10 protein-coding genes and 1 pseudogene are annotated in these 14,804 nt (G+C 72.9%); 6 read left to right on the plus strand and 5 right to left on the minus strand.

Features of this window, described 5'->3' with window-relative positions:
* Positions 1-68: 68 nt before the first annotated feature.
* Positions 69-1,694, minus strand: coding sequence for a SpoIIE family protein phosphatase (locus AB0J67_RS33440; RefSeq protein WP_363488430.1), 1,626 nt, complete (start codon positions 1,692-1,694; stop codon positions 69-71).
* 200 nt (positions 1,695-1,894) lie between these two features.
* Between AB0J67_RS33440 and AB0J67_RS33445 the strand changes: the two genes are divergently transcribed.
* Positions 1,895-2,776 (plus strand): Calx-beta domain-containing protein, encoded by an 882-nt coding sequence (locus AB0J67_RS33445; RefSeq protein ID WP_363488432.1) that lies wholly within the window; start codon positions 1,895-1,897, stop codon positions 2,774-2,776.
* Here AB0J67_RS33445 and AB0J67_RS33450 read toward each other — a convergent pair.
* Positions 2,773-5,793, minus strand: coding sequence for a BTAD domain-containing putative transcriptional regulator (locus AB0J67_RS33450; protein ID WP_363488434.1), 3,021 nt, complete (start codon positions 5,791-5,793; stop codon positions 2,773-2,775). The two genes, AB0J67_RS33445 and AB0J67_RS33450, sit on opposite strands and share 4 nt — an antisense overlap.
* 114 nt (positions 5,794-5,907) lie before the next feature.
* Here AB0J67_RS33450 and AB0J67_RS33455 point away from each other — a divergent pair, with 114 nt between their 5' ends.
* The 5 genes from AB0J67_RS33455 (at position 5,908) to AB0J67_RS33475 (ending at position 10,407) form a co-directional block, all read left to right on the plus strand.
* On the plus strand, positions 5,908-7,176 hold the full coding sequence (locus tag AB0J67_RS33455) for a S1 family peptidase (RefSeq protein WP_363488436.1): 1,269 nt from the start codon (positions 5,908-5,910) through the stop codon (positions 7,174-7,176).
* A gap of 97 nt (positions 7,177-7,273) precedes the next feature.
* Positions 7,274-7,636 (plus strand): hypothetical protein, encoded by a 363-nt coding sequence (locus AB0J67_RS33460; protein WP_363488438.1) that lies wholly within the window; start codon positions 7,274-7,276, stop codon positions 7,634-7,636.
* A 153-nt stretch (positions 7,637-7,789) separates the two neighbouring features.
* On the plus strand, positions 7,790-8,830 hold the full coding sequence (locus tag AB0J67_RS33465; protein WP_363488440.1) for an iron-containing redox enzyme family protein: 1,041 nt from the start codon (positions 7,790-7,792) through the stop codon (positions 8,828-8,830).
* The gene (locus AB0J67_RS33470) at positions 8,827-9,099 is read left to right on the plus strand and encodes a CDGSH iron-sulfur domain-containing protein (RefSeq protein WP_363488442.1); all 273 of its coding nucleotides are present in this window, start codon (positions 8,827-8,829) and stop codon (positions 9,097-9,099) included. Before AB0J67_RS33465 ends, AB0J67_RS33470 begins: the two co-directional genes overlap by 4 nt.
* A gap of 156 nt (positions 9,100-9,255) precedes the next feature.
* Positions 9,256-10,407, plus strand: a complete 1,152-nt coding sequence (locus AB0J67_RS33475) for a glutamate--cysteine ligase (protein ID WP_363488444.1) — start codon at positions 9,256-9,258, stop codon at positions 10,405-10,407.
* Between the two features lie 87 nt (positions 10,408-10,494).
* Here the strand turns inward: AB0J67_RS33475 and AB0J67_RS33480 are convergent, their stop codons facing one another.
* The 3 genes and pseudogenes from AB0J67_RS33480 to AB0J67_RS33490 all read right to left on the minus strand — a co-directional run.
* Positions 10,495-11,250 carry an aminoglycoside phosphotransferase family protein gene (locus AB0J67_RS33480; protein ID WP_363488446.1) on the minus strand — a complete coding sequence of 252 codons (756 nt, stop codon included), beginning with the start codon at positions 11,248-11,250 and terminating at the stop codon, positions 10,495-10,497.
* Between the two features lie 58 nt (positions 11,251-11,308).
* Positions 11,309-12,136 (minus strand): prolipoprotein diacylglyceryl transferase, encoded by an 828-nt coding sequence (gene lgt, locus AB0J67_RS33485; RefSeq protein WP_363488448.1) that lies wholly within the window; start codon positions 12,134-12,136, stop codon positions 11,309-11,311.
* Positions 12,137-12,198: 62 nt separating this feature from the next.
* Positions 12,199-14,804 (minus strand): annotated as a pseudogene (locus AB0J67_RS33490) (hypothetical protein); the annotation flags it as partial.

Here is a 14,804-nt window from a genome sequence, read left to right on the forward strand (position 1 = left end):
GTCGCCGCCCTGGTCTCCGACCGCACCATCACCTGGTGAAACGCCCCGGAGCAGCACATCGCGTGACCTCAGCTATTGCGCACAAGATCGTAAGACGGGTCAGGGTGCACGTGGATCGCCAGCAGGCAGGTGTCGTCGTAGGGACTGGCGTCGGCCAGCAGGGACTGCAGGTGTTCCAGGGGTCTGCCGTCGGGGTGCACGGCGGCCTCGGTCATCGTGCGGGCGACCTGGTCGAGCAGTGCGGTGGTGTCCTGCGCGCGGCGTTCGATGAGCCCGTCGGTGTAGAACAGGAGCAGGTCACCCGGGTGCAGCCGGCACACGGTCTCGGGGTAGTCGGCGGTGGCGAGGGCGCCGAGGATCAGCCCGTCGACCCGGGTCAGCGGCTCGGTGCGGCCGGCGTGGTGATGCAGGGGCAGGGTGTGTCCGGCCCGCGCCCATCGCAGGGTGCGGTCGGTGGGCTGGTAGACGGCGATCGCCGCGGTGCCGGTGGTGCCGAGGCGCAGGCAGAGCTGGTTGAGGTGGGACAGCAGCCGCCCGGGGTCACCGGCCTCGACGGCGGTCCACCCGACCAGGGAGTAGCGGAGATGGGCCATGGCGGTGGCGGCGCTCAGGCCGTGGCCGACCACGTCGCCGATGGCCAGGATGACGCGCCCGTCGGGCAGCGGCAGGGCGTGGTACCAGTCGCCGCCGACGCGAGCCTTGTCCTCGGCGGGCAGGTACTGGACCCACACGTCGAGGTCGGCGAGGGTGAACGGGGCGTCGGGCAGCGGCTGGATGATCTGCTGGAGCTGCCCGGCGAGCCGGTGTTCGGCGACCATGGTCAGCTCGCGGATCCGCAGCTCCTCCTGGAGCCGCTCGACGTCGGTGCGTGACGTCTCGCGCGCGGTGACGTCCTGCACGACGCCGTAGAGCTTCACCGGCTTGCCGGCGGCGTCGCGGGCGGTGTCGGCGAGCAGCCGCACATGTTTGACCTTCTCGCCGACCCGGATGCGGAACGTCAGGTCCGACACCAGGCCGCTGTCGAGCATCTGCCAGGCGGTCTCGCGCAGCGGCTGGTCGTCGTCGACGATGTGCGCGGTCTGCTCGGCGTAGCTGAGCGGGCCGAGCGCGGGGTCGCGTTCGAAGATCCGGTACATGCCCGGCGACCAGCTGACCTTTCCGGTGAGCAGGTCGGTCTCGCCCCAGCCGAGGTTGCCGAGCAGCTCGGTCTGCTCGCGGCGGCGTTCCTGCTCGTCCAGGCGCAGCCACCACACCATGAGCCCGCCGCACACGCGGTGCACGGAGACGTCGAACAGCGACGTCGCCACGACCCCGTCACCGTCGGCGTGGTACTGGAAGTCCGGCAGCTGCCGGGGCAGGCCGTCGGCGTACACCTGGTGGTACAGGTTCCACAGGGGGCCGCCGACCATGCCCGGGTACAGCGTGCCGATGCGGTGACCGAGCCGCTGGTCGCCGTCGCGCCCGGCCACGTCGTGGGACTGCGAACCGACCGCGGCGACCTCGAAGTCGGCCACCGCGCCGTGGTCGTCGAGGACGGGCAGCAGCCAGGTGCAGCCGGCCGGCACCCCGGACAGCAGCTCGCGCACCACGGGCAGGACCGACCGCCCGACGGCCAGCAGGTCCGCGGGGCCGGGTGTGAGCGCCGGGCCGCCGGAGGGTGTCTGGCGGTCACGGGAAAGGGTGTCGCCATCCACGGCCTACAGCGTAGACCGCCGCCCGCCACGCCGGAACCGGCCACCGGACTTGTCCGCGGTGCTCCGGCCTTCAGGCCGCGGGAGTGGGCTTGCCCGCTTGGTGGGACGGGAGCGGGTCGGCCACATCGATTCAGGGTTGTGGATGAATTTGGCACATGTCCCACAAGCTCTCCACAAGCTCGGTGCCCGATGATGCGGCGATGACGATGAAATCGAGGATGCTGCCCGCGCTCGCCGCCGCGGTGACGGCCATGGCGGCCGTCACCGCCGCGGCCGCCGTCGCGGACCAGCCGGGCGCGGCCGCCGACTGCCAGCGGTCGGTCGCCATCGATCCGCAGGTCACCGTGGCCGAGTCGGCCGGCACGCTGACCTTCACCGTGTACACCGCGTCGTGCGCCGCGGCGGGATCGGTGGCGTACACGGTCACCGACGGCACCGCCCGCCGGCCCGGCGACTACCAGCTCGCGAGCGGCGTGCTGCAGTGGTCGGCGGGCGACACCGGTAGCAGGCAGGTGCGGGCAGCCGTCACCGGCGACGGCCTGACCGAGCCGCTGCTGGAGGACTTCACGGTGACCCTGGGCAACCCCAGCCAGCACGTGCGGGTGGTGAGCCCGGTGGGCCGGGGCCGGATCTTCGACGACGACACCCAGCTCCGGGCGGCCACCATCGACCACCGGCTGTGCCTGCTGGAACCGCGCACCTCGCCGCCGCCCCCCACGCCGCTGCCGTCACCGTCACCGTCGTCCAAGCCCGACCCCGATCCGGGCTGGGGCACGACGCCGACGCCGTGCACCATCGAGTCCGGCAACATCGTCAGCACGCCGTTCGGCCTCAACACCCCGGCCACCGCCGGTCAGACGGTGCATTTCCGGACCTCCGACGCCGACCTGGTCGCCGGTCTGGACTACGTGGCCGTGGACCGCACCATCACCATCCCGGCGGGAGCGACCACCGTCGTGATCCCCATCCAGCTGCTGCCGCACGCGTTCACCCAGAGCGGCAAGCACTTCGACGTCGTCATCTCGTCCTACTCCGCGGGCGAGGTCGTCTCGGGCACCGCACGGGTGACGGTCTGGCGTTAACCGAGCAGCGCCATGTTCGCCAGCGTCGCCGACTGCAGCCGCCGGTCGTCGATCTCGCGGGACAGTGCGAGCGCCCTGCCGAAGTGGGTCAGGGCGCTCGCATGGTCGCCGCGCGAGAGCAGGAGCAGGCCGATGGCGTTGGAGGTGTCGGCCTCCCGGCGCTTCTCGCCGATACGCCGCCGGATCGCCAGGGCCAGCCCGAAGTGGTGCAGGGCCGCGTCCTCGTCACCGGCGGCCAGCCGTGCCTCGCCGAGGTTCTGCAGCACGGCGCCTTCCAGGTGGGCGTTGCCGAGGTCCTGCGCGAGGCGCAGCGCCCGCCGCAGCGCGTCGAAGGCCGCGTCGAAATCGGCGAGCTGGGTGTGGACGTCGGCGAGGTTGTTGAGGGCCAGGGTGATGCCGGGCAGGTGGTTGTCGGCGGTGTGCAGGTCGAGCGCCTGCTCGAACGCCTCCCGGGCCGCGGGGAGCCGCCCGAGCTGGGCGTGGGCGTGGGCGATGTTGTTCAGGGCCATGCCCTGTCCGCGCTGGTCGCCGCCCTCGCGCATCAGCTCCAGGGCGCGGGTGAGCTGCTCCAGGGCGTCTTCGTGGCGGTGGGTGACGTTGTAGGCGACGCCCAGGCCGCTGCGCATGAGCCGCTCGCCGACCGGGTCGTCCAGGCGCAGTGCGGCGGCCAGGCCTTCGCGGCAGATCTCGGTGTAGGCCGACCAGTGGCCGCGGTGGGTGTAGTAGCTGGCGAGCAGGTAGGTCAGCTGCCAGGTGATCCGGGCGTCGTCGTGCTCGGCGGCCAGCCGTGCGATCGGCAGCAGGCTGGGCCGTTCGTCGTCGAGCAGGTCCAGCACCCGGGTGGTGTCGGGCAGCGGCGGCAGGTGCGGGGGCGGGTCCTGCCAGGACAGCTTCACGCGGTCGCGGGCGGGCTCCAGCATCTGGTTGGCGGTCTCGGCCAGCGCCAGATACCAGGTGAACAGCGCGGTGCGGGTCTGCGCGGACTCGTCGGGGCGGGCGCATTCGAGCGCGTACAGGCGGATCAGGTCGTGGAAGCGGTAGCGGCCCTCGGTGACCTCGGTGATCAGGTGTGCGGCGGCGAGCTCGTCCAGCGCCGGTGTCGCGGGCCGCCCGGCGACGGCGGTGGCCAGGTGGGTGGTGAAGGTCGGGCCGGGGTGGTGGCCCAGCCGCCTGAACAGTGCCGCGGCCGGTGCGCTCAGCGTCTGGTACGTCGTGGCGAACACGGCCCGGACGCCGCCGGCGTGGCCGGGCACCGACAGCGCGTCGAGGCGGTCCCCGCCGGTCAGTTCGGCGACCAGCTCGGCGAGGCTGCGCAGGGGCCGGGCGGCGAGTTTCGCGGCGGCGATGCGCAGTGCCAGCGGGTGCCCGCCACAGAGGTCCACCAGCCGGTCGGCGTGCTCGGGCTCGCGGTCGACCCGGTCGTGGCCGAGCACCCGGCGCAGCAGCAGCGCCGCGTCGGCGTGGGGGAGGGCGTCGAGGCTGACCGCGGCGACCTCGTGGTCGAGGGCGAGCGCCGGGAGTTGGTGGCGGCTGGTGACGATCAGCAGGCTGCCCGCGTCCGGTGGCACCAGCGGCGCGACCTGCTCGGCGGAGCCCGCGTTGTCGAGCAGGATCAGCATCCGCCGCTCGTGCAGGGCCGAGCGGTACGGGCCGGGATCGTGCGGCGCGGCGTCGGCGCTGACGCCCAGTGACCGCAGCAGATGGCTCAGCGCCTCCTGCGTGGTCATCGCGGTGGCCGGATCGTGGCCGCGCAGGTCGAGGAACAGCTGCCCGTCGGGGTAGCGGTCGATGACCCGCCGCGCCCAGTGCACCGCCAGCGCGGTCTTGCCCATGCCGCCGGGGCCGGAGACCACCGCGACCGGCCCGGCGCGCGACAGCAGGGCGTCGAGCGCTGCCTCCTCCGGCCCGCGGCCGGTGAAGTGGCCGACCGCGGCGGGCAGCTGGGCCGGTCGGGGGGCGCTCGGCGGGCCGTCCAGCCCGGCGGCGGCGTCGCGGCGCAGCACCGCCACGTGCAGGCGCTGCAGTTCCGGGCCCGGCTCCACCTGCAGCTCCTCGGCCAGGTGGCGGCGCAGCCGCTGGTATGCCTTGACGGCGTCGGTGTGCCGGCCCGACCGGCACAGGGCGAGCATGAGCAGCCCGACCAGGCGCTCGCGGCCCGGGTCGGCGGCCAGCAGCCGCTCGATCTCGTCGACCGCGGCGACGTGTTCGCCCAGGCGCAGGCGGGCGTCCCACAGGTCGTCCAGGCAGCGCATCCGCGCCTCGGCCAGCTGCCGCACCTCCGCGGCGGCCCAGCCGGTGGGCTCGGCGTCCTCGAAGGCCTCGCCGCGCCAGAGGCCGAGCCCGTCGAGCAGGTGGGTGACCGCTTCGGCGGCGGCGCCGCGGGCCAGGGCCCGGCTGCCCCGGGCGGCGTCGTCGTGGAAGCGCCCGACGTCCACGTCGTCCGGGCGCAGGTCCAGCAGGTATCCGGAGTCGCGGGTGACCAGGATGCCGGGCAGGCCGCAGTCGTCGAGGGCCTGGCGTACGCGGGCGATGTGGGAGTACAGCGACGGGGTGGCGGTGCGGGGCGGCTGCTCGCCCCACAGCGCCTCGGTGAGCCGGGCGTGCGACACCGGGTTGCCGGCACGCAGGCCGAGCAGGCCGATCAGGGTGCGTTGCCGGCCGCCGACCAGCGTGGCGCGCCCGCGCGGGCCGGTCACCTCGACCGGGCCGAGCAGGCGGACGGTCTGGGTGCCCGGCGCGGCCCGCTGCCGCCGGTCCTCGTCGACGCGGTCGCGCAGGGTCGCGAGCCTGCCCTGCTCGGCGGGGGAGGCGCCCAGCAGCCGCACGAGGGTGTCGAAGCGGTCCGTCGGCGGCAGCGTCTTGCCGGTGAAGTAGTGCGCGATGATCCCCGTCGACCAGCCGGTCCGGGCGGCCAGCGCACGGTAGGTCACCTCCGTGCCGCCACGCCGCCGGGCGTCGCGCCGCTTGAGCTGGCGCAGCATCCGGGCCAGGTCCTGCAGGGTGCCCCCGTCGGCCAACCGGACTCCTAACTAGACGAAGCCGAGCACGTCCATCGTACGTGCCGTATAGCGATGTTCAACGATGTTCAGGATCGGCCCGGCGGCCACGGGCGCGCTCCGACGATGGCTGCCATGACTGACACACCGTCCCCCCGTGCCAGGATCGGCTGGAGCGTCACGGCGCTCCTGGTCATGGCCGTGCTCCTGCCCGCGACGGGCGCCTCGGCCGCCGAGGAGCCCAAGACCGACACCCCCGGCGTCGCCCCCGCCGAGGCCGTGCCCGGCGGCTTCCGGACCTGGGAAGACCTCAGCGAGGCGCAGACCCGCCTCAACACCGCCGCCGACGACATCCTGTCGGTGGACTCACCCGGTTACGCCGGCACCATCGCCGCCCCCGAGAACGGCGAGCTGCACATCTACTGGAAGGGCGAGGTCCCCGCCGACGCCCAGGAGCGCGCCGCCCGCACCGGCGTCCCGGTCAGGTTCCTGCCCGCCCGCTACAGCGAGGTCGAGCTCGCCGCCGAGGTCGACCGGCTCGGCGCCGACAGCCGCGTCGGCACGGCCGCACCCCAGGTCGACGGCTCGGGTCTCGCCGCCACCGTGAGCACCGAAGCCGACCGCGAGGCGATCCTGGCCGAGGCCCGGCTGCCGCTGTCGGTCACCATCGAGCGTCAGCCGGACCTGCTCTTCAACCGCCAGGCCGACATCTCCCCGTACTGGGGCGGCGCCCGCTGGAACAACCTCAGCACGGGCGGCTCCTGCTCCACCGGCTTCAGCGTGAACTGGGCCGGCCAGCCCCGGATGCTCACCGCCGGCCACTGCGGCAACAACGGCAACGTCGCCCGGATCGGCACCGCCACCCAGCCCAACACCAGCATCGTCGCCGACGTCAACGCCCGCGACACGCAAATGCTCAACCGGCCGCCCAACCGCACCTTCGCCGGGCGCATCTACACCGGCGCCTGGAACAGCTCGTCGAGCATCCGGGTCGGCGGCTCCACCGCCGACTACGTCGGCAACTGGATCTGCACCGGCGGCGCGTTCACCGGCGAGCACTGCAACGCCAAGGTGTACGCCGTCAACACCAGCGTGCTCGGCATGGCGCCGATGACGTACGCGGCGAAGGTGCCGGGCACCCCGGCCGCGGGCAACTGCATCGCCGCGCCCGGCGACAGCGGCGGCCCGGTGTACTCGCACGGCCTGTTCATCAAGTGGCCGTTGAAGATCGAGATCGCCGCGGTGGCGCGCGGCACGATCACCGCGGGCTACCTGGACACGCCGTGCGTGTCGCTCGGGGTGTGGAAGACCGGCTCCTACCGGGTCTTCTACGCGCCGGTCCGGCGGCCGATCTTCAGCCCGTACGTCGGCTCGCTGACCTTCTACGGGGCCAGCCTGCTGTGACACCGGCCCGCTGCGGCCGGGAGGGTGCCTGCCCTCCCGGCCGCACGCGGCTGCCCGGCCGACCGGCAGTCCCGGCGGCCGTTTGTAGGATTCGCGGGTGGCCGTGCAGAGCATCCTTCTCCGCTTCTCCTACTGCGAACACGACTGGATCACGGAGGACATCGACGGGCCGGAGGCGGCCGAGGCGGTCCTGTTGCGGGTGGCGTCCGAAGGGGACTGGTGCGAGGTCGACGAGGCCGAGCCGGACGAGTTCGACTCCCTCGACGCCCTCGTCGAGCGGGCCGAGGGGGTCGTCGCCGGAGAGTGGCAGATGCCCGCGGACGCCGTACGGCTGCCCGTGGACAAGCTCCGCACGATCATCGCCGAGGGCGGCTGGACCTTCGCGGCCGGCGAGTTCTCGGAGTTCGTGGGCAACAACCAGGACACCGAGCTGCTCGTCAAACTCGTCCGCAACCGGTGAGACCCGCTGCTCTTCAGCCCGAGACGCCGAACACCGGAATAGTCGACTAAGTCATTTGCCATTTTCCTGCGCCTTTCGTTTGACCTGCTGCCATACGCGGTAATAGATCACCATCCGCTGGGGTGCCAGGCAGCACGGAGGCAGGAGTGGGCGATGAGACTCCCCGAAGCGCGGGGTGAGCTTTCGGCGGCCGTGATCGAAGGGCTGCGGTCCGGACAGGCGGTCCGGACCATGGGCCTACCGAAGTTCACCGGCGCCGATCCGCTGGCTGACGAGGACCTGCAGCTCGCCCTGGCCGTCTGCTACGAGCTGCACTACAGCGGCTTCGACGACGTCGACGACCGCTGGGAGTGGGATCCCGGCCTGCTGGCCCTGCGCGCCGACATCGAGCGGCTGTTCGAGCGGGCGCTGCGTAAGCTGACCGGTCCGCAACCTGCGGTCGGCGCCGCGGAGATCCCCGCCGCGCTGTCCGCGCTGACCGCCGAACGGGGCGGCCCGTCGCTGGCGCGTTACATCCAGACGCACGCCACCATCGAGCAGTTTCGGGAGTTCGTCGTACACCGCTCGCTCTACCAGCTCAAAGAGGCAGACCCCCATACCTTCGCCATCCCTCGGCTGACGGGGCGCGCCAAGGCCGCGCTGATCGAGATCCAGATCGACGAGTACGGCAACGGTCAGCTCCCGCGGATGCACGCTGAGCTGTTCCGGACCACGATGGGCTGCCTGGGGCTGAACACCGAATACGGCGCGTACCTCGACCGGCTGCCCGCGGTGACGCTCGCCGCCACCAACATGCTGTCCATGTTCGCCCTGCACCGGCGGCTGCGGGGCGCGCTCACCGGCCAGCTGGCCGCCTTCGAGATGTCGTCGAGCCTGCCCAACAGCCGCTACGGCAACGGCCTGCGCCGCCTCGGCGGCGACAGCCGGGCGACACGGTTCTACGACGAACACGTCGAAGCCGACGCGGTGCACGAGCAGATCGCCGCGTACGACATGTGCGGATCGCTGGTCGCCGAGCATCCGGAGCTGGCCGCTGACGTGCTGTTCGGCGCCGCGGCCGCCGAGGCGCTCGGGGGCCGGGTCAGCGCGCACCTGCTCGACAGCTGGGCCCGCGGGAGTAGCTCGTTGCGGCCGGTGACCAGGCCGGCCGACCGGGTGCCGGAGACCCGCTCACTGGCAGGAGCGGCGGCATGACCCAGGAACCGACGCACGTGCGCCCCGCGGCGACCGTGACACCGTACGAGAACGGTCCGCTGCTGCTGCGCGGCGACTTCGAGATCGTCACCCCGGACGGCGAGCGCATCGAGGCCGGCAGGTCGACGGTCGCGCTCTGCCGTTGTGGCCGCTCGCGGATCAAGCCGTTCTGCGACGGCACCCACAAGTTGATCGACTTCCGGGCTCCGGCCGGCCGGCAGATCGCCCACCCCGATGCGATCGACACCGACCAGCAGGCGGCCGACTGACCCGCCGCGGTGCTGCCCGGACCGACCACCGGCCGGGTCCATCCCGAGGTGCCTCGTGAATCGACGCCGGCGGGCACCCGGCGGTCGTGGGGCCTCAGGGACGAGCAAGGAGACAGTGAAAGCCTCTTCTAGATCACCAAAGGATGGCTGAGCAGTATGGAAGCAGGCTTCAACGGGGACGGCCGTCGGGTCGTCACCGCGGACCGCAGCCCCCTGACCTTCGGGGTCGAGGAGGAGTTCCTGCTGCTCGACATCCCCAGCGGCAGTAATCTGCCGGTGGCCGACGAGGTGCTGGCCCGGCTCACCGGGCAGGCATCGGAGCAGAGCCGTCACGAGTTCCGGCAGAGCATGATCGAGATGGTGACGCCGGTCTGCGCGGACCTCACGCAGCTTCGCGACCAGCTGGCCGCCTCCCGCGCCGCCGCTGCCGGCGCCGCGGCCGCGATCGGCGCGCAACTGGTGGCAGTGGGAGCGACGCCGGTGCGGGAAGCGGTCATCGACCGGCCGGCCGCCGAACGATACGAGCGGATCATCCGGCAGTTCGGGCCCGTGGCGCTCGATCCGGCGCTGTGCGGATGCCACGTCCACGTCGGCGTGCCCGATCGCGAGCTCGCCGTCCAGGTCTGCAACCACCTGCGGCCCTGGCTTCCCGTCATCCAGGCGATCGGTGCGAACTCGCCCTTCCACATGGGAGCCGACACCGGCTACGCGAGTTGGCGGTCGATCCAGATGGAACGCTGGCCCAGTCTCGGCCCGTCACCGTACTTCGCGAGCGCCGCCGAATACGACCACACCGTCCAGCGGCTGATCACGGCAGGTGTGATGCTGGATGTGGGCATGGTGCTGTGGTACGCCCGCCCCTCGGCCCGTTACCCCACGGTCGAGGTGAGGGTCGCGGACGTGGCGCCGACGGTCGACGACGCGGTCGTCGTGGCCGCGCTCGTCCGGGCGCTGGTCGCCACGGTGATCGACGATATCCGCGCCGGGGTGCCGGCACCGCGCCTGCGGGGAAGCCTGCTGCACGCCGCGCACTGGCGGGCCGCCCGCGACGGGCTGGAGGGCCACCTCGTCAACCCGATGACCGGCGAACTCCTGCCGGCCTGGCGTCTCGTCGATGACCTGGTGAGTCTCGTCGGCCCGGCGCTGCACAGGGCCGGCGACCTGCCGGCGGTGATCGCGGGGATGGAACGACTGCGCACCGAAGGCAGCGGCGCCGAGCGTCAACGACGAGTCCACCGCCGCACCGGCGACATTCACGACGTGCTGGTCTACCTCGCCGGCGAGACGACCGGGAACGGGGCTCGCTGAGGGCGGCGGCGGTTGCCCGGCAGCCGCCTGGTCTGTCCCGGCACGCGCGGCCCTCCTCGAAGCGCTCGGCGAAGTGGTGGACCGCGGTCAACCAGCCGGAGGCGACGTGAACAGCGCCTGGTTGTCCGTCGACCACTGCACCCGGTCGGCCAGCTCGTCGCAGAACCCCTGCGCGACCCACGTGCGCTGCGGTTCCAGCCCCCGCTCGGCCAGCGCACGCACGTGCACGGCGGTCGTCGTCTGCCTGCGGATCACGGCCTCGACGAGCCCGTCGACGGTGGCCAGGCCGTATTCCTCGGCGAAGACCGCGATGCGTCGGGCGCGGTCCGGCGGCGAGTCGAAGCCCTGCCAGCGCATCGCGTGTACGTCGTCGCGGAACGGCGCCACGTACTCCAGGGCGTACGCGACGTCGTCGAGCGCATCGCCGGGCTGGGCGAAGTCGAAGTCGATCAGGCCCACCGGCGTCAGGCCGTCCCACACGACGTTCCAGGGTCCGAAGTCGCCGTGGCAGATGACCTGACCCGGCCTGGCGGGCCCGTCCGCCAGCGCCCAGCGGGCGTCGGCGGGTGCCACGAAGCCCGCGACCGCCTGGTGGTACTCGCGCAGCAGCCGGGCCAGTGCCCGCAGGCCGGCCTCGGGCACCACCCGTTGCCAGCCGGCCGCACCCGACGCCCCCGGTATGAAGCCGAGGACCTCCTGGCCGTCGACCACGCCGAGCGGCTCGGGCGCCCGGGTGAAGCCGACGTCGCGCAGATGGTGCAACAGCGCGTGCACCGTCGGGGTCCACCACCCGGCAGGTCGGTGGACCCGATCGCCGACGGTGGTGACGCGCGCGTGTGCCATACCCGACCGTAACTGCTCGGGATCCGACGCGCCGGGCAGGTGGTTCCCGAACGTCAGGTCATGATCGTCCGATGGGGTCGGCGGTGACCGGCTCCTTCCGGCCCCGGGCGCCGACCAGGACGGCGGCAGCGACAACGAACACGATGATCGAGGTCCAGACGTTGAGGCGCACGCCCAGGATGAGATTGGCGTGGTCGATCCGGAGCGCCTCCACCCACACCCGGCCCGCGGTGTAGCCGGCGATGCACAGGGCGAGCAGGCGCCCGGACCCGAGGGAGAACCGTTTCTCAGCCCAGATCAGTACGAAGTACAGCCCCACGCACCACAACGCCTCGTACAGGAAGGTGGGGTGGTAGAGCCCGATGTCGGGGCTGTCGGCGGGCCGGTGTGCCGGGTCGATGCGCAGCGCCCACGGCAGTGTCGTCGGTGCTCCGTAGAGCTCCTGGTTGAAGTAGTTGCCCAACCGGCCGATGGCCTGCGCCAGGATGAGGCCGGGAGCGGCGGCGTCGCCGAACGCGGCGAGCTTGATGCCCAGCCGACGGCAGACGATCCATGCCCCGAGCGAGCCCAGGGCGATCGCGCCCCAGATCCCCAGGCCTCCTTCCCAGACGTAGAGCGCCCGGATCGGTTGCCTGCCGGGGGCGAAGTAGAGCTCCGGGTTCGTCAGCACGTGGTAGAGGCGGCCGCCGATGATGCCGATCGGGACCGCCCACAGCGCCACGTCGAGAACGTCGTCGGCCCGGCCGCCGCGCGCGGCCCACCGTCGCCTGGTGAGCAGGATCGCGACGACGATTCCGGCGACGATGCACAGCGCGTAGGCGCGGATGGGGACCGGTCCCAGGTGCCATACGCCGCGGGCGGGGCTCGGGATACTGGCAGAGAACATGCCGGAATCCTGCTGCTGCTGGGTGGGAAGGGCAACCCGGCGATGCGGCACCCGGATGCCTTTCAGGACGAGGGGCACACGGCCACCGGTGGTTGGTCCGGCGGCAGGTATGCCTCCCTCTCCAGGGAGGTGAGGTCCCGCTTGATGGCCGAGCAGATCTTGTCGATGGCGGCGACCGGGTCCTGCGGGGTGATGTTCCACAACCGCGCCCTGCCGTCGTAGCCGCCGGTGGCCAGGGTTTGCCCGTTGGGGCTGAACGCCACCGAGGACACCGGGCGGTTGTGCCCGGTCGGGGTGCCGCGGGTCTGCCTGGTGACCGGGTCCCACAACCGCACGGTGCCGTCTTCGCCGCCGGTGGCCAGGGTGTGCCCGTCCGGGCTGAACGCCACCGCGTTCACCCAGCCGGTGTGTCCGGTCAGGGTGCCGCGGGGCTGCCCGGTGGCCGGGTCCCACAACCGCGCCGTTCCGTCGGAGCTGGCCGTGGCGAGGATGCGCCCGTCCGGGCTGAACGTCACCGAGGACACGAGGTCGGGTTGGCTGACGGTGGTAGTGGTCCTTCCGGTGGCCGCGTCCCGCAGCTGCACCGTGCCGTCGTAGCCACCGGTGGCCAGGATGCGCCCGTCCGGGCTGAACGCCACCGAGGACACGAGGTCGGACGGGCCGAGGGTGGTGCGGGTCTGTCCAGTGGCCGTGTCCCACAGCCGCACCGTGCGATCGGCGCTGCCGGTGGCCAGGATGCGCCCGTCCGGGCTGAACGCCACCGACCTGACGCCGCCGGTGTGGCCGCTGAGGGTGCCGCGGGGCCGCCCGGTGGCCGTGTCCCACAACCGCGCCGTGCGATCGGCGCTGCCGGTGGCCAGGATGCGCCCGTCCGGGCTGAACGCCACCGACAACACGGGGCCGGTGTGGCCGGTGAGGGTGGTGCGGGGCTGCCTGGTGGCCGGGTCCCACAGTCGCACCGTCCCGTCTTCGCCGCCGGTGGCCAGGAAGCTTCCTTCCTTGTCGAACGCCACCGACCACACGGGGCCGGTGTGGCCGATCATCGTGCCGCGCTCGGTGACCGGGTCCCACAACCGCACCGTGTCGTCGGAGCTGCCGGTGGCCAGGGCGCGCCCGTCCGGGCTGAACGCCACCGCGTTCACCCAGCCGGTGTGGCCGGTGAGGGTGGTGCGGAGCTGCGCGGTCACCGGGTCCCACAGTCGCACCGTCCCGGAACTGGCCGTGGCCAGGATGTGCCCGTCCGGGCTGTACGCCACCGCCCCCATGGCGCCGGTGTGGCCGCTCAGGGTGGCACGGAGCTGCCCGGTGGCCGCGTCCCACAGCCGCACCGTGCCGTCGTCGCTGGCCGTGGCAAGGGTGTGCCCGTCCGGGCTGAACGCCACCGACTTCACGCCGCTGGTGTGGCCGGTCAGGGTGGTGCGGGGCTGCCCGGTGGCCGCGTCCCACAGCCGCACCGTGCGGTCACCGCTGCCGGTGGCCAGGGTGCGCCCGTCCGGGCTGAATGCCACCGCCCCCATGGCGCCGGTGTGGCCGGTCAGGGTGGTGCGGGGCTGCCCGGTGGCCGGGTCCTGCAACCGCACCGTGCCGTCGTCGCTGGCCGTGGCCAGGGTGCGGCCGTCCGGACTGAACGCCACCGACACCACGGGGCCGGTATGGCCGGTCAGGTCGGCAGCGCCGGGCCCCCCGGTGGCCGGGTCCCACAACCGCGCCTTGCCGTCGATGCTGCCCGTCGCCAGGGTGCGCCCGTCCGGGCTGAACGCCACCGACCTCACGCCGCCGGTGTGGCCGGTCAGGGTGGCGCGGGTGTGCCCCGTGACCGGGTCCCACAACCGCACCGTCCCGTCTTCGCCGCCGGTGGCCAGGGTGCGCCCGTCCTTGCTGAACGCCACCGCCCACACGGGACCGGTGTGGCCGGTCAGGGGGCGGCGGGCCTGGCCGGTGGCCGGGTTCCACAACCGCACCGAGGCGTCGGCGCCGCCGGTGGCCAGGGTGCTTCCGTCCTGGTTGAACGCCACCGACCATGCGGGGCCGGTGTGGCCGGGCAGGGGAGTGGCGTCCCCGGTGACCAGGTTCCACAACCGCGCCGTACGGTCGTTGCCGCCGGTGGCCAGGGTGTGCCCGTCCGGGCTGAACGCCACCGACAACACGGCACCCTGGTGACCGGTGAGGACCATGCGGGGCTGCCCGGTGGCCGGGTCCCACAAGCGCACCTTCTCGTCTTCGCCGGCGGTGGCCAGGGTGCTTCCGTCCGGGCTGAACGCCACCGACCACACGGTGCGGCCGTGGTCGGTCAGGGTTTCGCGGGTTCGTCCGGTGGCCGTGTCCCACAGCCGCACCGTGCGGTCGTCGCTGGCCGTGGCCAGGGTGCGCCCGTCCGGGCTGAACGCCACCGACAACACGAGGCCGTCGTGGCCGGTGAGGGTGGTGCGGGGCTGCTCGGTCGCCAGGTCCCACAGCCGCACGGTCTTGGAGCTGGCCGTGGCCAGGGTGCGGCCGTCCGGGCTGAACGCCACCGACAACACGCCGGCGGTGTGGCCGGTCAGCGTGGCACGGGTTCGTCCGGTGTCCGGGTCCCACAGCCGCACCGTGCGGTCGTCGCTGGCCGTGGCCAGGGTGCGCCCGTCCGGGCTGTACGCAACCGACAACACGCCGCCGGTGTGACCGGTGA

It is taken from the genome of Catellatospora sp. NPDC049609 (assembly GCF_040675365.1).
Taxonomy (GTDB): Bacteria; Actinomycetota; Actinomycetes; order Mycobacteriales; family Micromonosporaceae; genus Catellatospora.